This is a genomic window from Carnobacterium inhibens subsp. inhibens DSM 13024 (assembly GCF_000746825.1).
GTDB classification, from domain to species: domain Bacteria; phylum Bacillota; class Bacilli; order Lactobacillales; family Carnobacteriaceae; genus Carnobacterium_B; species Carnobacterium_B inhibens.
In genome coordinates, this window is sequence record NZ_JQIV01000006.1 from 63,318 (window position 1) to 82,924 (window position 19,607).

Sequence of the window (19,607 nt, forward strand, 5' to 3'; positions counted from 1 at the left end):
CGCTCATCATTTTTCGTTTTTTTTTTTGAGCTATAAAATAATCATTAAGTGGTGATTGTTTTATAGGCGATTTCTGTATAAACCTCATAACCAAACTGATGATACAATTTTTTAGCTATTTCATTATTAGGCCAATAATGGAGTTCAATCTGGGGAATACCCTGTTCTTTTGCAAAGTTATCTGCAAATGCCAAAAGTTCTTTACCTAAACCATTTCCTTGGTAGGTAGGCATAATTAGAATATGGTGTAAATAAAGCCTGGTGTATCCATAACGATAAACTGTTTCAGGAACAACTTCTTCTTCCAACCAAAGATATGCAGCAATTTGTTCAGGTTCTTTTTGATCATCTACCCAAAGAAAAACCTGTTGTTTTGGATTTTTAAATAATTCCTGAAAATAGTAAACTAATTCTTTTTCATTGTAAGGTTTAAAAAAATCAGGATACATTTCTCTATGTTTGTCTTGCATCACATAGCCTAATTCTGCTAGTAGTTTTGCGTCTCTTGTTTCTATTATTTTCATTTAAAAGTCCTCACTTACATTCATTCTTTTTACTTTACATTAACAGTTTATCACGAGTAGTGAAAAAATAAAAAGGTTCTTTGCTAAATTATTAATCAAATAGAAAGAATGCGGTTGCTATAAAAATGCAAAAAAATTAAAATAAGAGAGTAGAAGAAGCAGGAAAAAAATAAAAATAGTTAGAATGAATTTAGTAGATAAATAAGCAGGAAAGAGGTTAGTTGTGGTGGATATTCTAGAGACGGAGCGCTTAGTACTTATACCCTATAAGTTATCATTTATTGAGGCTACACTAATTGGAGACGACAGATTAAGTGAGTTATCTGGCTATAGCGTGGCAAAAGAATGGCCAGGAGTAGAATTTTTCTTTTATTTACCTTATGTACTAGAATCAGTAAAAGAAGACCCAAATAAAGCAAAATGGACACACCTCATAATACTGAAAGCTGAAAATAAAATCATTGGAGAAGTAAGTGCACAAGGAACCCCTGAAATAACTGGTGAAGCGGAGTTAGGATATGGAATAGTAGAGGCATATGCAGGAAATGGCTATGCTACGGAAGGTGCACAAGCTTTTTTAGATTGGCTTGTCTCTGAAAAAATCAAAACGATAAGAGCTAAAACTTATTTGTATCATAAAAAGTCACAACATATTTTACAAAAATTAGGATTTATTAAAACGGGTGAAGGTCTTTTTGTAGGAGGTGAGCGAGTAGCCTATTTTGAATGGAAACCAAAGCAATTGACATACAATGAAAATAGACTAAACAAAAAAGCTAAATAGTTTAGCTTTTTTGTTTAGTCTATTAAGAAAAAAACTTTTTAAAAAAAGAAGGCTTTTCATTATCTTTTTCCTGATTAGGTAGTGAAGTAGGGTATTTAACAGCTACATCAACCACTTCTTCATTGACGGCATGTGTTGACACATAGATAAGACCAAATGGACTATGTTGAGCCCCTTCATCAGAGACAATACGAAACGAGCAGTCTGTGTCTTGGCTTATTTTTATATAAGGACTCAATTTACTCATGTCAATTTGACCATTTAATAGTAGTTGTTGCTGGGGATGAAGTCGGATTTCTTTTTTTAATGCATCAAGATACTCATTGGACATGAGTTGTTCAATAGTCATAGATAAATAAACACGTTCTCTTAAACTACCAAAATATTTATTTCTTTCATCGGGGTTTGTTTTTTTATTTCCATAAATGCCTTTTGATAAATAGTCTTGAGTTTCTCTGTCAGCCATGTGTAAGCCCCCTTCTTTTAGTGGAAATGAGATAAAGCTTATCCTTATAAATAAGCTTATATTAAAAATTAGTATAGCATGAACAATTGAGAATGAAAACTTTTTATTAATTTGCTCATTATCACACAAAAACAATCAAAAACGATTGCTTTTTTTAAAGAAAATCTATAAAATCAGCATTAGAAATATATTTTTTTCACTGTAAGATTGCCTCAGGCAGTGAATTTACTATTAACTTGGGCACTCATCAGTTGTTGCAGGCTTATCATGAAACCATTCACGTTTTGGGTTAGTGAATGATGTTTTTGGATTTAAGTCTAGTGAGGTTACAATCGAACCTCCAATACATAGACAATCTATTTCGCCTGAATGTGTAGTTAATGAAAACCCGGATTTATTATTTGTTATCAATCGTACTTCAACGATTGGTGGAGATAAAGCAACTAATAATTTAGTATCTAATGAGTTGATCCAAAAAACTAAGTCCTTTAAAAATGATAAAATCGTTTATTTAACACCAGATATTTAGTATTTATTTGGTGGAGGAATTAAAGCTACTCAGCTAATGAACGAAGAAATTTCAATGGTTATCCAATAAAAAATAGTAGGACATCGGGAGTGAATGGATGAATAATAACACCTTTACAAAAGAAGACTTTGACGTATTTAAAATAGAAGGTTTAGAACAAAGAATGACAGCTATTCGAAATCAATTACAACCAAAATTTCGCGCATTAGGTCAAGACTTTGCTAAAGAAATAGCTATTGAATTGAATCAAGAGATTCTTCCAGTTCATATTGCACAACACTTAAGAAGAACTAAAAATGCACCAAAAGATACTTGGTTGGCAATAGGAGGAGATAAAAGAGGGTACAAAAAATATCCGCATTTCCAACTAGGATTGTATGAGACACATCTGTTTATTTGGCTGGCTTTTATTGATAACCCTTTGTATGAAGAAAAGATGGCCTTACAAATAATCGAAGATCCATCATTACTATTTAAGATTCCTGATGACTATGTTGTTTCATGGGATCATACAAAAGAAACCGTCATACCCCTAACTGAAGCAGATTTGTTGAATGGATTGATACGTTGGCAAACGGTGAAAAAAGGCGAGTTTTTAATCGGGAGACAACTATTAGCAGAGGATCCGATTTTAAAGGATCCAAAAGCCATGCAAGAATATATACTCAATACATTTATACAACTCGTTCCTTTATATAAACAAGCTTACAGTGTATATGACTTGCAAGAGCCTGCAAATTCGTATGCAACTTAATAAAAAATTCCTTACGAATATTCGTAAGGAATTTTTTATTAAGCAAACACAATATGCCATTCATTGCGTTTTGCTAAAAAATCTTTTGCTAATTTTTGAGCACCTTCTAAGGTATGGTGAGCTGCCCATCCACATTGAGTTTCGTTGCTTGCGGGAACTTCTGTTGCCACTAAAACATCTTCCATAGTTTTTTGTAAAACTTCTAAAATCTCGTCATAGTTTTCATGATTGATGACAGTTAGATAAAAGCCGGTTTGGCATCCCATAGGTCCAAAATCAATAATATAATCAGCATGATTACGAATCAATTCAGCTGTTAAATGTTCTAATGAATGAACACTCATCATGTCCATATGTTCTTTATTAGGTTGAGAGAAGCGGACATCGTATTTCAAAATTTTATCGCCATTCAATCCCATCTTTTTATCTGCTAATCTAACATAAGGTGCTTTAACTTTAGTATGATCTAAGTTGAAACTTTCTACATTCATTTTACTTGTCATAAATGAAACACTCCTAATTCTTTTAAACATATTTAAGTCCTTATGGTTTAGTGTACCATTTTTATTACAAGACTAAAAATAGTTATTTTTAGTTATAGTAGAAAAAAACGCTGAGTGTAAAAATCTCAGCGTTCGTCATCCTTATCTTCTTCTTTTTTTTCATTGAATTTACGGACAATAAACTCATAATGTATTAGTGCATTAAAATCATCTTGATAATGGATGACTATTTTTGATTTGTTGCTTTTTAATTTGACAGCAGGACCAGTAACTTCGATTACTGTATTATTAGACACAGTATACACTCCTTCTTAGTAAAAACAATTTAGTATAAAATGATAATAGTGGATAAATATATAAGGGCAAAAACAACTAACTAACTTATTAATTAACAAAGCTTACCACAAAAAAGTGTAGATGAAAATACACTTGAACTACTTTTTTTGTTTTCTCATCAAATTCATATAAACGCCCGTAAATACCTATTGGAAACGGTTGTTAACTAAAAAAATAAACAGGTTTTTCTCTTTAAAAATGCCTGTAATAGGGAGTGGAATAGGAAAAAAGGACTTCTAACTTTAGAAGTTAGAAAATTAGAGTTGTTACAGAATAAGCCGTTTTAGCTATGCGAATAATGGAAGAGAAAAAACCCACAAACAATGAAAATGTTTGTGGGTTTAAAATGATTCTTTGTATTACAATCGGATTAACGAGAGAAGTACAATGAATCGTTTTGCAAAGCTTGCACTGTAAGTCTGTTTAAGGTGTTTTATAAAAACTTCCCCAAGAGTTTCCCCAGCTTATAAACTTTGAAAGTTAAACAATTAGTTTGGAAATTAGCTTATTTTTATTAAATTAAATAAAGAAGGTTGCAGACATGCTGGAAACACAAGCATTGCGAAACAAGATCATTATTCATCCATATGGATTTTTATGTTTAGTTAAGTATAATAATACCAATTTATATACACGAAAAGCCACTTCTTAATTGAGGCGGCTTTTTTTTTGGGTTTATTTTGATTTATTTTTAGAATTTTGACTATCCACACCTGCACCAACTGCAACACCAAGAGCAATACCTATAGCGATTCCAATAGCCAAATTATCAAACACTAGCCCTAAAGCAGCTCCAAACGCAAGACCCAAAGACATACCTAAAGCAAGATAAGATGTTTTGTCCGTCTTCTTTTCATCATTTTTCTGTTTACTATCTTTATTATTTAAGTCTCCCATAAGTAACTTCCTCCTTATGATTTAATTTTATCATATAAGGTAAGAGAGTCTATTAATCTAGTCTATAAGATAAAACTTTTTATCCAATGTTAGGATTTACAGGTCCCGTCGATTCTTCAATCCGAGTTAAAGATAACTTAATTAATTCTATATCGCCTTTAGAAGATGTAGAAGTTTCCTCAATTACATCTAGTTTTTCTGCAATATAATCAAGCTTATCATAAATTTTTTCTAATATTTTTAATGCTTTATCGTCCATACCCAACACTCCTTTATAATTTTATCTATATTGTAACCCTTATCATTTAAAAAATATATAGTTGCGTTAAAACATAACTTTATTATGTAGTAAAAGTCTAATCTTATAGTCTTAAATCTAACCAATACTCACAGGTTGCATTTTACCTCTCATAAATAAATAAGAGCTTTTTTGTGGGAAATATTTACTTATAAAGCAGTAAAAAACCCTATCTCTTAATTGAGGTAGAGTTATTTTTTTTGCGTTAAAACATAGTTTTCTTAAATGACAGTCGTCTTCCTTTATAACCCCAGAGTTCCCCAGATAAACTATTTATTACGAGTTATTCCACGTTTTGGATAAAAAAAGAAAAAACCCGCAAACGTTTGTATATAAACGTTTGTGGGTTTTTAAAAGTGTTTTTCGCATTACTCAAGAATTAACGAGAGTAGTATTCAACGATGATTGTTTCGTCGATTTCAGAAGATAATTCGTCTCTTAATGGAAGACGGTTGTATGAACCTTCTAATTTTTCAACATCGAAAGTTACGTAATCAGGACGGCCAAATAATGATTCAGCAGCAGATTTAATAATTTCCATGTTTTTAGATTTTTCACGAACAGTGATAACTTGTCCAACTGAAACGCTGTATGATGGAATATCAACGCGTTTGCCATCAACAAGGATGTGGCCGTGGTTTACTAATTGACGTGCTTGACGACGAGTAGTAGCTAAACCTAAACGGTAAACAACATTATCTAAACGTTGTTCTAAAAGGATCATGAAGTTTTCACCATGTTTACCTTCTTTAATTTTACCAGCTTTTAAGAATAAGTTACTAAATTGACGTTCGTTCATACCAAACATGTGACGCAATTTTTGTTTTTCTTGTAATTGAAGACCGTATTCTGTTAATTTTTTACGGCTGTTCGGACCATGAGGACCTGGAGCGTAAGGACGGCGTTCGATTTCTTTACCTGTGCCAGAAAGTGAAATGCCTAGACGACGAGAAACTTTCCAACTTGGACCTGTATAACGTGACATAATGTAATTCCTCCAATAAATGTTTTTTGGAGTAAAATAATAAGTTGAAGTTCAGTATTTCGTGCAGTCCATTTTTCAATCTTCACCTTTGCAGCCATAGGTTACGCAATTGCACCATTACTGGCAATGAACTGTTGACGTGAATACCACTCTCACGCTGCATTATTTTACACAAACGCAATTATACGCTATAAATCATTAGTAAGTCAAGTCATTCTATTATATAATTGAGGGATCTAAAAGAATTTGGACGAATTCTTCTAAATAGTTTTGGTCAATTTCGTCAAAGCGATTAGTAATTGGAGCATCAATATCTAAAACACCAATGATACGGCCATCTTTTATCAGGGGAACAACGATTTCAGATTGGCTCGCTGCATCACAAGCAATGTGACCTGGGAATTGATTAACATCTTCTACAAAGATACTTTCTTTCTTTGCATAAGCCGATCCGCAGACACCTTTACCATTTTGGATTCTGATACAAGCTACTCTACCTTGGAAAGGTCCTAAAACAAGTTCATCTGAATTGGAATCATATAAATAAAAACCAGCCCAATTAATAGTAGGCAAATTTTCAAATAATAAAGCTGCTGCATTGCTCAAGTTAGCTATAAAATTAGGTTCGTCACCAATAACGGCACTAAGTTGTTTGTTGGTTAACGAGTAAGTAGATTCTTTTGTCATATGAACACTCCTTTAAATGCGATTAAAACTAACCTAAGTAAATAATAATATTTTCTTAGATTGAGGTGTGAGAATATTTCCTTCTATGCTATAATATACAATAGGAGTTTTTATAAGTAAATACTTATTGAAAATCGAACCCAATGAAACATTTCTACATAGATAAAAGAGTCATCTTTTGTATACGTAAAAGAAATTAGCAGTAATTCAATCGGAGGTTTTAGAATGAAACTAGAAACTGTTTTAATTGTTATAGTCGTATTAGCTATTATAGCTTACGTAACAAGTTACATTATGAAAAAGAAGCATTACCAAACAATTAATAAGTTAGAACAACAAAAATTTGAATTAATGGATACACCAATTGCTGATATTATTCACAATGTTAAAACGTTATCTTTAACTGGGCAAACGAAGAAAAGTTTTGAACAGTGGAAAGACAGATGGAAACAAATTGAAATGACGGCCTTTCCAGATATAGAAAATCTTCTATTTGATGCTGAACAAGCGACTGATCGTTTACAACTAATCAAAGCTAGTAAAGCCGAAACTAAAACAGGTGAATTGATCAAGAGCACTGATGAGAAAACAAAAGAGATTCAATTAGCTTTAAATGAATTATTAAAGAGTGAAGAAAAAAATAGTCAAGCTATTAAAAAAGTTCAAGAAATGTATCAAGGTATACGAAAAAAATTGTTAACACAAAGTTTTTCTTTTGGGGTAGCACTTGATAAGCTAGAAAAACAACTGACATTTTTGGAATTGAGCTTTGCTGATTTTTCTGAGTTAACGTCTTCTGGAGATCATATTGAAGCGGAAGAAGTATTGGGAAAAGTGAGTCAAGAAACCAAAGAATTGAATGATGCAGTTACGATTATTCCAAGTTTAGTGAAAGAAATCAGTCATGAATTTCCGGCACAAATTCAAGAATTAAAAGAAGGATATCATGAACTAAAAGATGTGCAAAAATTTATCTTTTTAGAAGATACCATGACAACGGATATTGCTGAAGTTGAAAAAGATATCAAACAAGTTGAGAAACTTCTTGAACAGTGTGAAATTGAAGAGGTTCAAAAGTTGGATGTTGTCATTCAAGAAAAAATTAATCACTTATATGACGTAATGGAAGCTGAAATAAATGCGAAACAACTAGTAGCAAAAGAACAACCCGTTTTAGCTGAATTTATTGCATTCGTAAACAAACGAAATAAACAATTATTGATTGAGATCGATCGTGTATCACAAAGTTATAAACTTGAAGATACTGTTTTTGAACAAATAAAAGAGATTCAAGAACAAATCGATGAGAGTCAACAAAATTTTGAAACATTCACTAATGGTATGGAAAAAAATCAGGCTGTTTATACAGTTGTAGCAGAAAGTTTCGCTGAAGACGGTGAAAAATTAACTCGAATTGAGGAAAAACAAGAAGCATTGATCACTCAATTAACGGACTTGCGTAAGGAAGAAACCGAAGTTAAAGAAAAAATTGACGATTTTGAGTTTAATATGCGAGGAATCAAGCGATATATTGAAAAGCAACATTTACCAGGTCTGCCTGAAGAATATTTAGATTTGTTTTTTGTTACGACAGAACGCATTGAAAAATTAGCCAAAGAATTAAATAAATTGAAGATTGATATGACTGAAATCAAAAAAATGTGTGACATGTGTGAAGATGATGTTGAACTACTGATTGATAAAACTGAAGAAATTGTGGATAGTGCATTATTGACTGAATATATGATGCAATATGCTAATCGTTACCGCAATGATCATCCTGAAATAGGAGAGGTTATTTTAGAAAGTAACACTTTGTTCAATAAGGAGTTTCAATACAAAGAGTCGCTTGAAGTGATCTCAACTGCATTAGAAATCGTAGAACCGGGATCATTCAAAAAAGTCGAATCTCAATATTATGAAGAAAAAAGTAGAAATGCTAAATAATACCCAATAATTTAAATTAACGGCAACGGATGAAACAGAGCAGTGAGATAAGCTGCTCTGTTTCATTTTGTGAAAAAAGAGATGCCTTGTATTCAAAAGAGTTTTTGTTATAATAAGTAAGTAATTTTTTAGTACGGAACAACCTAAAAAGAAAGTGTGACGATCCAATGATCTATTTTGATAATAGTGCAACAACTAGTATTGACAAAAGCGTATTACAAACATTTGAAAAAGTAAGCCAGAGCATAAGCGGCAATCCTTCTAGTCTACACCAATTGGGTGATTATGCAGATGGGCTGCTTCAACAATCTAGAAAACAAATAGCTGATTTACTGCATGTTATGCCAGAAGAAATTTATTTTACAAGTGGTGGAACAGAAGGCGATAACTGGGCTATAAAAGGGACAGCCATTGAAAAACGACAATTTGGAAAACACATAATCACTACTGCTGTCGAACATCCTGCTGTTAAAGAATCTGTAGAGCAGTTAAAAATGTTAGGATTTGATGTAACGATTTTACCAGTTGATTCCAGTGGGAAAATTTCAGTTTCTGATTTGAAAGAGGCGTTGAGGCCTGATACGATACTTGTTTCGGTCATGGCAGTAAATAATGAAGTTGGCAGTATCCAACCATTAACAGAAATTGAAGAAATTTTAAAAGACTATCCGACTGTTCACTTTCATGTAGATGCTGTTCAGGCAATTGGAAAAATCCCTTTCTCGTTAGGGAACAGTTCAAGGATCGATTTAGCCACTTTTTCTGCTCATAAATTTCATGGTCCCAAAGGTATAGGATTTATGTATATAAAAAAAGGCAAGAAGATAGCTCCGATTCTAAGTGGCGGAGGACAAGAATCTGGCAAACGTAGTGGAACGGAAAATGTAGCAGGTGTAGCTGCTATGGCAAAAGCTTTGCGTTTGGTATTGGAAAAAGAAAAAGAGAAACAAAAGAATCAAAAAGAAATAAAAAATTACCTTATGGAACAGTTAGAGGGTTATAAAAAAGTTTCAGTGTTCTCCCAAAAAGAAGGCGCTCCGCATATCTTATGTTTTGCTTTAAAAGGGATAAGAGGTGAAGTAATGGTGCATGCTTTCGAGAAAAAAGACATTTACATTTCAACAACAAGTGCCTGTTCTAGTCGCAAGGGTACGACATCCAGTACTTTAGTAGCAATGAATGTTCCAGAAAAGATCGCTACTAGCGCAATACGGGTGAGTTTAACAGATACTAATACATTAGAAGAAGCAAAAGTCTTTATGAAAGAATTTGATTTCTTGTATCAACAATTTAAAGATATAAAATAAATCTAGATTGACAGAGAGGAAGTAAGCAACACATGCAATACGATGAAGTAATGATACGCTATGGTGAACTGTCAACAAAAGGTAAAAACAAACGGATTTTTATCAGTCAATTGGCTCAAAATGTTAAATTTGCTTTAAGCGATTTTGAAGAGCTGAAAGTACATGGCGAACGTGACCGCATGCATTTAGAATTAAATGGTGCCGATAGCGATGCTGTATTGGAAAGATTACGTTCTATTTTTGGAATTCAAACGTATTCTCCAGTTAGACGTTTGGAAAGAGATATTGAACTTGTAAAAAAAGTTGCAGTAGAAATGATAAAAGAACTTTATTCAGAAGGAAAAACATTTAAAATTGCTACTAGACGTTCAGATCATGATTATGAGTTAGATACGAATGATATGAATCAATTGCTTGGGGCAGAAATCTTTAGCCAAATCGAAGGCATAAAAGTTCATATGAAAAAGCCTGATATTACCTTACGCGTGGAAATTCGTAAAGAAGGATTCTTTCTTTCTAGCAAGACGATTTTGGGGGCAGGTGGTTTGCCAGTAGGCTCAAGTGGGAAAGGTATGTTGATGTTATCTGGAGGAATCGATTCACCAGTAGCTGGCTATTTGACTATGAAACGCGGCGTAACTGTTGAAGCTGTTCATTTCCACAGCCCGCCATATACTAGTCCGCGTGCTCTTCAAAAAGCGAAAGATCTAGCTGCTAAATTAGCTGCTTTTTCAGGCAGTGTTCAATTTATCGAAGTACCTTTTACTGAAATCCAAGAAGAAATAAAGAAAATTGTTCCAGAAGGCTATTTAATGACGGTTACACGTCGGTTGATGATGAGATTGACTGATCGTATACGTGAAGAACGAAAAGGTTTAGCGATCATCAATGGAGAATCATTAGGGCAAGTAGCTTCACAAACACTGCACAGCATGATAGCTATTAATGATGTAACAGCAACGCCTATTATTCGACCAGTTGTTTCAATGGATAAAAATGAAATTATTGAGATTGCTCAAAAAATTGATACATTTGAATTATCTATTCAACCATTTGAAGACTGCTGTACCATTTTTGCTCCACCAGCACCTAAAACACAACCTAAGTTGGAAAAAGCTCGTGAATACGAAAGCCGACTTGATGTTGAGGGATTAATAGAAAGAGCCATGAATGGTTTAGTAATTACTAAAATCACAGTGGGAGATACGTTAGAAGCACAGCAAAAAGCTGACTTTTCAAGTTTGTTATAAAAGTGTTTGTACTTTGAAAAGACTAATACACAACTTGTGGTTAGTCTTTTTTTCTATAAAAGCATATAAAAGACAGGAGGATGTAAAGTGAAGTTATGGAAAAAAGGTCTTTTTTTTACAATGGAAAGAGAAAACGACACAGTTTCAGCCGTTATAACTGATGGGGAAGTTATTGTAGCTACGGGCGAAGAAGAAGAATTGAGAAACCAATATCATTTAGAAATAACCGAGGAAATTGATTTAAAAGGGGAGATAGTATTTCCAGGTTTTGTAGATAGTCATTTACATTTATTATGGTATGGACAAAGTCTTGCTCGGTTAAATTTAAATCAAGCAAAAAGTAAGCAAGAAAGTTTGCGTAAGATACGAGAAAAAATTAACCAACTATCACCTGAAGAATGGTTGTTTGTTGAAGGATACAATGAAAATGAATGGCAAGATGATTCGACACCTATTACAAAAACAGAGTTGGACACTCTTACGACACAACACCCCTTGTTGGTTCGTCGAATTGATTATCATAATGTAGTCATTAATACTGCATTGATCGACAAAATTGGTCTTAAAGATGGACAAATTTATGATGGTGGTGGAGAGATACAATTAGATCTTGATGGAAATCTAACAGGAATTTTAAAAGATGAAGCGACAAATTTAGCTATAAATGCTTTTCCGGCTGCTACATCCGAAGAGCAAGAAAAGTATTTAGAATTAGCTATTGAGGATTTGTGGTCAAAAGGAGTAACTGGCGGACATTCTGAAGATTTGCATTACTTTAATGGTTTTGAAGGAACATTGCAGACGTACCACGATGTAATTGAAGGAAAAGAGATGCTCTTTCGTGTTCATTTATTGATTCATCATGAAGAACTCCATGCGTATAATCGTTCTAATGAAATCTTTTTAGATGGCAATCCTTATATCGAATTAGGCGCAATGAAAATCTTTTATGATGGAACAGTTGGTTCGCAAACAGCATTGATGAGTCAACCTTATGCCGGAACAAATCATTACGGCCTTCAAGTTCAAAAGGATGAGGTTTTTTTAAACTTAATAAAAGCAGCTCGTAAAGCGAAGTTGCCAGTAGCTATTCATATATTAGGAGATAGAGCTTTCGAAAAAGTAATTGAAACACTCAATGAATACCCTCCATTACCGGGTCAACTTGACCGTATGATTCACACTCCATGGCTAAATGAAGAATTACTAAAGAAAGCTAAAAGTTTACCATTAGTTTTTGACCTACAGCCTCAATTTATGAGTAGTGACTTGCCTTGGGCATTAGATGTTTTAGGCGAGAACCATCCGCCTTTGGTATTTGCTTGGAAGAGTATAAAGGAATCCGGTTTTCCGGTTGCAGGCGGCAGTGATGCGCCAGTTGAAATCCCAAACCCTTTTTATGGCATCCATGCAGCTGTTACTAGGACTGTGAGAGAAGGTAAAACAGCTGAACGTTATTTTCCTGAAGAAGAACTTTCTGTATATGAAGCAATTTCTTTGTACACCACTGGAAGTGCAATTGCTGGCTACAAAGAAGATTCTAGAGGAAAAATAAAACCTGGCTATATAAGTGATTTTACTATTCTAAAACAAAACCCTTTTAAAGTGAAACCAGAATATTTAAGTAAAGTGGAAGTTTCAAAAACAGTGATTAATGGAAAAATTGTTTACCAAAAAAAATAAAGTAGGCTTTAAAATTGAATACAGAGAAAAAGAAGATGAAGTTCAAATACGTATCTTCTTTTTCTTTGTATTCAATATAATTGTGATTAATATCACAATTATATTGAGTTAAGGATAAAAAGATGATATGATAATAAAGAAATTAAAGCTTGGGAGGCAGAAATGTGGAGATGAATACGAAGATACATCAAATTCCGAATGCAACAGCACAAAGATTACCCATTTATTACCGTTCATTAAAAAAGTTAAATGAATCTGGTGTAGAGCGTGTTAAATCAAAAGAATTAAGCCAGATGACACAGATTCCTTCTGCAACGATCCGACGTGATTTTTCTCATTTTGGTGAATTAGGCAGAAGTGGATACGGCTATGAAGTTACTTATGTAACGGAAGTTTTTCGTGAGTTATTAAATGTGAATAATATCATTAACGTTGTACTTGTTGGAGCAGGAAACCTTGGGAAAGCGATATTAAGAAATAATTTAAAAAAAGAAAAAAATATCACCATCAAAGGTGCTTTTGATATTGAGTCAAGTTATTTTGGAAAGGAAATTTCAGGAGTGCCAATTTTGCCTATGGAACAGATGAAGAATTTTATTATAAAAGAACAAATTCGTACAGCCATTTGTGCCGTACCTAGTGAAGTGTCTCAAAAAGTAGTGGAACAATTAATTGATGCAGGTATCACTTCTATTTTAAACTTTGCCCCAGGTAGAATAAGAGTGCCGGATAATATTCAAATGAAGTATATTGATTTTTCTAGCGAAATTTTTACTATGGTTTATCAAAATGAAGCTCTTTATCCAGCCAGTTTAGGTGAAGAAGAGTAGGATTACAGGTAAAAAAAGTAAGCTAGCGTAATTTGCCGGGGCATTTGTTTTGTGCTGGAATGTTGCTTTAAAAAAGGATTCTTCGTATACTATTTTAAGAGGAAGCATAGAATAGGGAGTGTTCATATGGAAATAACGAAAAAAGGTACACCGTATAAGTTAAAAGGGATCCAACCAAAAGTTGGAGATAAAGCACCTGATTTTAAAGTTGAAAATTTAGCAGATGAACTAGTTAAATTAAGTGACTTTTCTGGAAAAGTTGTGTTAATCAGTGTAATCCCGGATATCGATACGCGAGTATGCGCGTTGCAAGCTAAAGAGTTTAATAAAATTGCCAGCGAACTAGATGGTGTCCAGTTGATCACTATTTCTAATAACTCGAAAGAAGAACAAGCTGAATGGTGTGCTGGAAAAGATATCTCAATGGAAATGCTGCATGACAGTAACTTGGAATTTGGGGAGGCCTATGGTTTGGTTATGGAAGAGCTTGAAAAGTTAGCTCGTTCAGTTTTTGTGATCAACCCTAGAGGTGAGATCGTTTATCAAGAGATCGTTCCTGAAATGTCTAGTGAGCCAGATTATGATCAAGCTATCAAAGCGACAAGAGCTGCACGTTGATTAAAAAAGATGCATATTGAAAAGTAGCATTTTTAATGCTACTATATAAAAATAAAAGGCAATGAACAAGAGGAGTAATTTTATTTGCTGACTTTGAGAGAATAGAACAGATGCTGAGAGTTCTTAGTCACAGTAAAATGAAGGTAGCTTGGGAGCTGGCAAAGTGAAAGTAAAGTAACTTTGTTCGGAGTAACGATCCGTTAAAAATGGAACTAAGAGGTATACTTTTGAAGATAGCAGAAGTATGCAATATAGGTGGTACCGCGAGTGAACAGCATTCGTCCTAATAATAATTTATTATTAGGATGGATGCTTTTTTTGTTTTTCAGATTTATTAAGTGATATTGTAAAGGAGAGATAAAATGACAGATGAATTGAAAATGTCTACTAAATATCAACCAAATGAAGTAGAAGCTGGTCGTTATGAAAAATGGGTAGAAAAAGGACTATTTAAACCAAGTGGAGATAAAACGAAAGAAGCTTATTCTGTTGTTATTCCGCCTCCCAATGTAACAGGGAAATTGCATTTAGGTCATGCTTGGGATACGACTCTGCAAGATATTATCGTTAGACAAAAAAGAATGCAAGGATACGATACATTATGGTTGCCGGGAATGGATCATGCTGGAATCGCAACTCAAGCAAAAGTAGAAGCAAAACTTGCTGAGGATGGAATTTCACGCTATGATCTTGGACGCGATAAATTTATTGATACGGTATGGGATTGGAAAGAGGAATACGCAAGTGTGATTCGTGAGCAATGGGCAAAAGTGGGTATTTCAGTTGATTATAGCCGTGAACGTTTTACATTAGATGAAGGATTATCTGAAGCGGTTCGTAAAGTATTTGTAACAATGTACAATAAAAAATTGATTTACCGTGGAGAATACATTATCAACTGGGACCCAAAAGCTAAAACGGCTTTATCAGATATTGAAGTGATCCATAAAGATGTTGAAGGTGCTTTTTATCATATGAGTTATCCTTTAACAGATGGTAGTGGAGTAGTTGAAATCGCTACGACGCGACCTGAAACGATGTTGGGTGATACAGCGATTGCAGTTCATCCTGAAGATGAACGGTACCAACATTTAATTGGTAAAACAGTTATGTTGCCACTAATGAATCGTGAAATTCCGATTGTTGCAGATGACTACGTTGAGATGGATTTTGGTACGGGTGTAGTGAAAATTACTCCTGCTCATGATCCTAATGACTTTGAAGTTGGGAAACGCCATGACTTGCCGCAGATCAATGTGATGAACGATGATGGTTCAATGAATGAACTAGCTGGTAAATATGAAGCGATGGACCGTTTTGAAGCTCGTAAAGCTGTTATAAAAGATTTAGAAGCAGAAGGACGACTTATCAAAATTGAAAAAATGATACACAGTGTTGGTCATTCAGAGCGTACAGGCGTTGTAGTAGAACCAAGATTATCTACACAATGGTTTGTAAATATGGCTCCATTGGCTAAAGAAGCTATTGAAAGCCAAGGCACAGAAGAGAAAGTGAACTTTGTGCCAGAACGTTTTGAAAATACGTATATGCGTTGGATGGAAAATGTTCATGATTGGGTAATTTCACGTCAATTATGGTGGGGTCACCGTATCCCAGCTTGGTACCATAAAACAAGTGGTGAATTATACGTAGGAATGGAAGCTCCTGAAGATAGCGAAAACTGGGTGCAAGATCCAGATGTTTTGGACACTTGGTTTAGTTCAGCATTATGGCCGTTTTCTACAATGGGATGGCCTGATGAAGAATCTGAAGATTTTAAACGTTATTTCCCTACAAACACACTTGTAACGGGATACGACATTATTTTCTTCTGGGTTAGCCGTATGATGTTCCAAAGTCTAGAATTCACTGGGAAACGTCCTTTCAACAACGTGTTGATTCATGGTCTTATCCGTGATACTGAAGGTCGGAAAATGAGTAAATCTCTAGGTAACGGAATTGACCCAATGGATGTTATTGAAAAATACGGAGCTGATGCACTACGTTGGTTCTTGTCAAACGGTTCTGCTCCAGGGCAAGATGTTCGTTTCAGCTATGACAAAATGGATGCTGCTTGGAATTTTATTAATAAAATTTGGAACGCTAGTCGTTTTGCCTTGATGAATATGGAAAACTTTACTGTCGATCAAATTGATTTATCAGGTGAAAAAACAGTTGCTGACCGTTGGATTTTGACAAAATTAAATGAAACAGTTGAAAAAGTAACAGACTTATTTGAACGGTTTGAATTTGGTGAAGCAGGCCGTCATTTGTACCACTTTATCTGGGATGATTTTTGTGACTGGTACATCGAAATGAGTAAAGAAGTATTGTTTGGAGAAGATGAAAAAGCGAAACAAATGACCAGAAGTATTTTAGCTTATGTATTGGATCAAACATTACGTTTATTGCACCCAATTATGCCTTTTGTTACAGAAGAGATCTGGGAAAATATTCCTCATGAAGGGGAATCATTGGTAGTAGCGGATTACCCAGTTGTACACCCTGAATTATCTGATGAAGCAGCAACTAAAGGTATGGATGTGCTGATGGAACTGATTCGTTCGGTCCGTAATAGTCGTTCTGAAGTAAATACACCGCTGTCTAAAAAAATCGAATTATTGATCAAAACAAATGATCAAACCATTGAACAATTTTTGAAAGACAATACTTCTTATATTGAACGATTCTGTAATCCTGAAACATTGACGATTTCAAGTAATATAGAAGCTCCTGAAACAGCTATGGCTTCTGTGATTACAGGTGCTGAAATCTACTTGCCGTTGGCTGGTCTGATCAACTTGGAAGAAGAAATCACTCGTCTTGAAAAAGAATTAGACAAGTGGAGTAAAGAAGTTAAACGGGTTGAAGGGAAATTAGCAAACAAAAGATTTGTAGAAAATGCTCCTGATGCAGTAGTTGAAGCTGAAAAGGCTAAACAAGTCGATTATCTTGAAAAACAAGTTGCAGTAACAGAACGTATAAAAGTATTGAAAGATCAACTTTAATTTTTTTTAGAGCTATATAACTTTAAAGCGAGTAAAACCTAAGATGATTCTTAGCTTTTGCTCGCTTTATTATTGGGCAGCAATTGAAAAAACAGAATCGAAATTTAAATGAGCCCCTTTATTTTCATGGTTGAAATGACTAAGGTAGTTTATAATTAAATAATATAGGGAATAGAAAAATAGGTGGAGGTAAATGATGTTCACTACGTATGAAGAAGCACTAAACTGGATTCATGCAACTAGAACTTTTGGGAAGAAGCCAGGATTAAAACGAATGGAATGGATGTTAAGTCAAGTAAATCATCCCGAAAGAAAATTTAAATCAATACACATTGCAGGAACAAACGGAAAAGGTTCTACACTAGCTTTCTTAAGAAACATGTTGGAAGCAAATGGACAAATAGTTGGAACGTATACATCTCCATATATAGAAACGTTTAATGAACGTATCAGTGTAAATGGAGAACCTTTACCAGATAATGAAATTTTACGTTTAGCTAATAGTGTTTACCCACTTGCAAAAGGATTAGAAAAAACAGCATTAGGCGGGCCTAGCGAATTTGAAATTATAACGATGATGATGTTGATTTACTTTGGTGAAGGACGAGCAGATGTAGTTCTTGTAGAAGTGGGAATAGGGGGATTAGTTGATTCAACAAATATCATTACCCCCATTGTTTCGGTCATTACTACGATCGGTATGGATCACATGCAGTTGCTTGGCGATACATTGCCTGAAATTGCTTTAAATAAAGCTGGCATTATTAAAGTTGGTGTTCCAGTGGTGACGGGAAAAATTAAGGATGAGGCTTTAAAAGTAATAGAAAGAAAAGCCGAAGAGCAGAATAGTTTATTATTAAAGTATGATCAAGATTTTTTTGTTACAAAATGGCAAACATTGCCTACATGGGGAGAACAATTTGTATTTGAAGATGATTTTATCCGGCTTAGTCCTATACAAATTGGAATGTTAGGCTATCATCAAGTAGAAAATGCTGCTGTAGCGATTGAAGCGCTAAGAGTTTATAGTCATGAAACAGGATTAGCAGTGAATCATGAAAAGATACTCAGCGGCTTGAAACAAACTTTTTGGCCTGGCAGAATGGAAAAAATAAATGATCAACCGCTTCTTGTGTTAGATGGTGCTCATAATGAACATGCAATGGATACGTTAGCGAAAACGATAAAAAAGAATTTTGCTCAACAAGATATTTATATCATTATGGCTGTTATGCAGGATAAAAATAGCCAAGAGATGATTGATATATTGGAGACTATACCTAATAGTTACTTGATTCTTACAAGCTTTGATTATCCTAGAGCAGCTACACCGGAAGAGTTAAAAAAATTAACAGTGAGAAATGGAATCGTGATCGATCATTGGCAAGAAGCACTAGTAGCCTCCATTAACGAATCGGATGGGAACGGTGTAGTGATCGTAACAGGTTCTTTATATTTTATCTCTGAAGTTAGAGAATTTTTTAAAGCAGCAAATAGATAATTGAAGTGGGGGAGAAGTATGCATAAAGTAGAAGCAGTCATTTTTGATATGGATGGATTGATGTTTGATACAGAAACGCTATATTATGAGGCGAATCGAACAGTAGCAAAGAAAGTAGGGTTGGAATATACTTGGGAGTTTCACGAGAAGTATATTGGGGTTTCTGATGAGGATTTTCATAAAGAACTTTATTTACACTATGAAAATAAACAAGAACAAGTTGAGTCTCTAATCCATAAAGGTGGACAAGCGTTATTGGAGTATGTAGAAGACAATGGTTTGCGTAAGAAAAAAGGATTAATTGAATTATTGGATTATTTGGATAGTAAAAAGATAAAGAAAATAGTTGCTTCAAGTAGTATAAGATCAACTGTCTCTTTGTTTTTAGAAAAAGAGCAACTTACTAGTTATTTTGATGTGATTATAGGTGGAGATGAAGTATCAAAGGCAAAACCTAGTCCTGAAATATACGAAAAAGCTTGGTTAAAGACGGCTGTTTCAAAAGAAAACACTCTTGTTTTAGAAGATTCGCTTAATGGCATCCGTGCAAGTCACGAAGCTGGGGTCCCAGTGATCATGATACCAGACTTAATAAAACCAACTAATGAGGCCAAAGAAAAAACAGTAGCTATTTTTGATGATTTACTAGAAGTTAAAAGGTTTATCGAACAGCAAAATCAACACTAAAAAAATAAAATCG

19 protein-coding genes and 1 other annotated feature are annotated in these 19,607 nt (G+C 34.1%); of the genes, 11 read left to right on the plus strand and 8 right to left on the minus strand.

From position 1 onward, the window contains the following. Nucleotides 1-44 precede the first annotated feature (44 nt). Nucleotides 45-524, minus strand: a complete 480-nt coding sequence (locus BR65_RS01500; protein ID WP_023177423.1) for a GNAT family N-acetyltransferase — start codon at nucleotides 522-524, stop codon at nucleotides 45-47. A gap of 223 nt (nucleotides 525-747) precedes the next feature. On the opposite strand from BR65_RS01500, the gene BR65_RS01505 reads away from it, so the two are divergent. Beyond that, nucleotides 748-1,308 (plus strand): GNAT family N-acetyltransferase, encoded by a 561-nt coding sequence (locus BR65_RS01505; RefSeq protein ID WP_034536424.1) that lies wholly within the window; start codon nucleotides 748-750, stop codon nucleotides 1,306-1,308. A gap of 22 nt (nucleotides 1,309-1,330) precedes the next feature. Here the strand turns inward: BR65_RS01505 and BR65_RS01510 are convergent, their stop codons facing one another. Beyond that, complete coding sequence (locus BR65_RS01510; protein WP_023177427.1) at nucleotides 1,331-1,774, minus strand: YueI family protein; 444 nt, start codon at nucleotides 1,772-1,774, stop codon at nucleotides 1,331-1,333. Between the two features lie 626 nt (nucleotides 1,775-2,400). Here BR65_RS01510 and BR65_RS01520 point away from each other — a divergent pair. Then, entirely contained in the window at nucleotides 2,401-3,057 is a 657-nt protein-coding gene (locus BR65_RS01520) for a YktB family protein (RefSeq protein WP_034536426.1), read from the plus strand. A 38-nt stretch (nucleotides 3,058-3,095) separates the two neighbouring features. On the opposite strand, the gene BR65_RS01525 is transcribed toward BR65_RS01520, so the two are convergent. From BR65_RS01525 to BR65_RS01545, 6 genes are all read right to left on the minus strand, one after another. Further along, nucleotides 3,096-3,560, minus strand: coding sequence for an S-ribosylhomocysteine lyase (locus BR65_RS01525; RefSeq protein ID WP_034536427.1), 465 nt, complete (start codon nucleotides 3,558-3,560; stop codon nucleotides 3,096-3,098). Nucleotides 3,561-3,685: 125 nt separating this feature from the next. After that, the gene (locus BR65_RS13780) at nucleotides 3,686-3,856 is read right to left on the minus strand and encodes a hypothetical protein (protein WP_156098836.1); all 171 of its coding nucleotides are present in this window, start codon (nucleotides 3,854-3,856) and stop codon (nucleotides 3,686-3,688) included. Between the two features lie 715 nt (nucleotides 3,857-4,571). Next, nucleotides 4,572-4,793, minus strand: coding sequence for a glycine zipper domain-containing protein (locus tag BR65_RS01530; protein WP_023177434.1), 222 nt, complete (start codon nucleotides 4,791-4,793; stop codon nucleotides 4,572-4,574). Nucleotides 4,794-4,872: 79 nt separating this feature from the next. Beyond that, a complete protein-coding gene (locus BR65_RS01535; RefSeq protein ID WP_023177436.1) occupies nucleotides 4,873-5,052 on the minus strand; it encodes a hypothetical protein in 180 nt (59 codons plus the stop codon). A gap of 418 nt (nucleotides 5,053-5,470) precedes the next feature. Further along, on the minus strand, nucleotides 5,471-6,076 hold the full coding sequence (gene rpsD / locus BR65_RS01540) for a 30S ribosomal protein S4 (protein ID WP_023177437.1): 606 nt from the start codon (nucleotides 6,074-6,076) through the stop codon (nucleotides 5,471-5,473). Nucleotides 6,077-6,295: 219 nt separating this feature from the next. Continuing rightward, the gene (locus BR65_RS01545) at nucleotides 6,296-6,763 is read right to left on the minus strand and encodes a GAF domain-containing protein (RefSeq protein WP_023177439.1); all 468 of its coding nucleotides are present in this window, start codon (nucleotides 6,761-6,763) and stop codon (nucleotides 6,296-6,298) included. 225 nt (nucleotides 6,764-6,988) lie between these two features. Between BR65_RS01545 and BR65_RS01550 the strand changes: the two genes are divergently transcribed. From BR65_RS01550 to BR65_RS01590, 9 genes are all read left to right on the plus strand, one after another. Then, a complete protein-coding gene (locus tag BR65_RS01550) occupies nucleotides 6,989-8,710 on the plus strand; it encodes a septation ring formation regulator EzrA (protein WP_023177441.1) in 1,722 nt (573 codons plus the stop codon). A 167-nt stretch (nucleotides 8,711-8,877) separates the two neighbouring features. Continuing rightward, a complete protein-coding gene (locus BR65_RS01555; RefSeq protein ID WP_023177442.1) occupies nucleotides 8,878-10,017 on the plus strand; it encodes a cysteine desulfurase family protein in 1,140 nt (379 codons plus the stop codon). 32 nt (nucleotides 10,018-10,049) lie between these two features. Further along, entirely contained in the window at nucleotides 10,050-11,267 is a 1,218-nt protein-coding gene (gene thiI, locus BR65_RS01560; RefSeq protein ID WP_034536428.1) for a tRNA uracil 4-sulfurtransferase ThiI, read from the plus strand. An 87-nt stretch (nucleotides 11,268-11,354) separates the two neighbouring features. After that, on the plus strand, nucleotides 11,355-12,950 hold the full coding sequence (locus tag BR65_RS01565) for an amidohydrolase (RefSeq protein WP_023177446.1): 1,596 nt from the start codon (nucleotides 11,355-11,357) through the stop codon (nucleotides 12,948-12,950). Between the two features lie 170 nt (nucleotides 12,951-13,120). Further along, complete coding sequence (locus BR65_RS01570) at nucleotides 13,121-13,780, plus strand: redox-sensing transcriptional repressor Rex (protein ID WP_034538568.1); 660 nt, start codon at nucleotides 13,121-13,123, stop codon at nucleotides 13,778-13,780. Nucleotides 13,781-13,906: 126 nt separating this feature from the next. After that, nucleotides 13,907-14,398 (plus strand): thiol peroxidase, encoded by a 492-nt coding sequence (tpx, locus tag BR65_RS01575; RefSeq protein ID WP_023177449.1) that lies wholly within the window; start codon nucleotides 13,907-13,909, stop codon nucleotides 14,396-14,398. Between the two features lie 52 nt (nucleotides 14,399-14,450). Continuing rightward, nucleotides 14,451-14,687 (plus strand) — a binding site (T-box leader). Between the two features lie 73 nt (nucleotides 14,688-14,760). Next, nucleotides 14,761-17,406, plus strand: coding sequence for a valine--tRNA ligase (locus tag BR65_RS01580; RefSeq protein ID WP_023177450.1), 2,646 nt, complete (start codon nucleotides 14,761-14,763; stop codon nucleotides 17,404-17,406). Nucleotides 17,407-17,602: 196 nt separating this feature from the next. Continuing rightward, nucleotides 17,603-18,907, plus strand: coding sequence for a bifunctional folylpolyglutamate synthase/dihydrofolate synthase (locus BR65_RS01585; RefSeq protein ID WP_034536429.1), 1,305 nt, complete (start codon nucleotides 17,603-17,605; stop codon nucleotides 18,905-18,907). Nucleotides 18,908-18,925: 18 nt separating this feature from the next. After that, nucleotides 18,926-19,594, plus strand: coding sequence for an HAD family hydrolase (locus BR65_RS01590; protein WP_023177453.1), 669 nt, complete (start codon nucleotides 18,926-18,928; stop codon nucleotides 19,592-19,594). Nucleotides 19,595-19,607 lie beyond the last annotated feature (13 nt).

What these genes read in the sequence shown, in the direction of transcription:
- BR65_RS01525 (WP_034536427.1), bottom strand. Translation starts at nt 3,560, where the DNA reads ATGACAAGTAAAATGAATGTAGAAAGTTTCAACTTAGATCATACTAAA.
- BR65_RS01520 (WP_034536426.1), top strand. Translation starts at nt 2,401, where the DNA reads ATGAATAATAACACCTTTACAAAAGAAGACTTTGACGTATTTAAAATA.
- BR65_RS01570 (WP_034538568.1), top strand. Translation starts at nt 13,121, where the DNA reads ATGAATACGAAGATACATCAAATTCCGAATGCAACAGCACAAAGATTA.
- BR65_RS01555 (WP_023177442.1), top strand. Translation starts at nt 8,878, where the DNA reads ATGATCTATTTTGATAATAGTGCAACAACTAGTATTGACAAAAGCGTA.
- tpx (WP_023177449.1), top strand. Translation starts at nt 13,907, where the DNA reads ATGGAAATAACGAAAAAAGGTACACCGTATAAGTTAAAAGGGATCCAA.
- BR65_RS01580 (WP_023177450.1), top strand. Translation starts at nt 14,761, where the DNA reads ATGACAGATGAATTGAAAATGTCTACTAAATATCAACCAAATGAAGTA.
- BR65_RS01510 (WP_023177427.1), bottom strand. Translation starts at nt 1,774, where the DNA reads ATGGCTGACAGAGAAACTCAAGACTATTTATCAAAAGGCATTTATGGA.
- BR65_RS01590 (WP_023177453.1), top strand. Translation starts at nt 18,926, where the DNA reads ATGCATAAAGTAGAAGCAGTCATTTTTGATATGGATGGATTGATGTTT.
- rpsD (WP_023177437.1), bottom strand. Translation starts at nt 6,076, where the DNA reads ATGTCACGTTATACAGGTCCAAGTTGGAAAGTTTCTCGTCGTCTAGGC.
- BR65_RS01535 (WP_023177436.1), bottom strand. Translation starts at nt 5,052, where the DNA reads ATGGACGATAAAGCATTAAAAATATTAGAAAAAATTTATGATAAGCTT.
- BR65_RS01550 (WP_023177441.1), top strand. Translation starts at nt 6,989, where the DNA reads ATGAAACTAGAAACTGTTTTAATTGTTATAGTCGTATTAGCTATTATA.
- thiI (WP_034536428.1), top strand. Translation starts at nt 10,050, where the DNA reads ATGCAATACGATGAAGTAATGATACGCTATGGTGAACTGTCAACAAAA.
- BR65_RS01585 (WP_034536429.1), top strand. Translation starts at nt 17,603, where the DNA reads ATGTTCACTACGTATGAAGAAGCACTAAACTGGATTCATGCAACTAGA.
- BR65_RS01530 (WP_023177434.1), bottom strand. Translation starts at nt 4,793, where the DNA reads ATGGGAGACTTAAATAATAAAGATAGTAAACAGAAAAATGATGAAAAG.
- BR65_RS01545 (WP_023177439.1), bottom strand. Translation starts at nt 6,763, where the DNA reads ATGACAAAAGAATCTACTTACTCGTTAACCAACAAACAACTTAGTGCC.
- BR65_RS01500 (WP_023177423.1), bottom strand. Translation starts at nt 524, where the DNA reads ATGAAAATAATAGAAACAAGAGACGCAAAACTACTAGCAGAATTAGGC.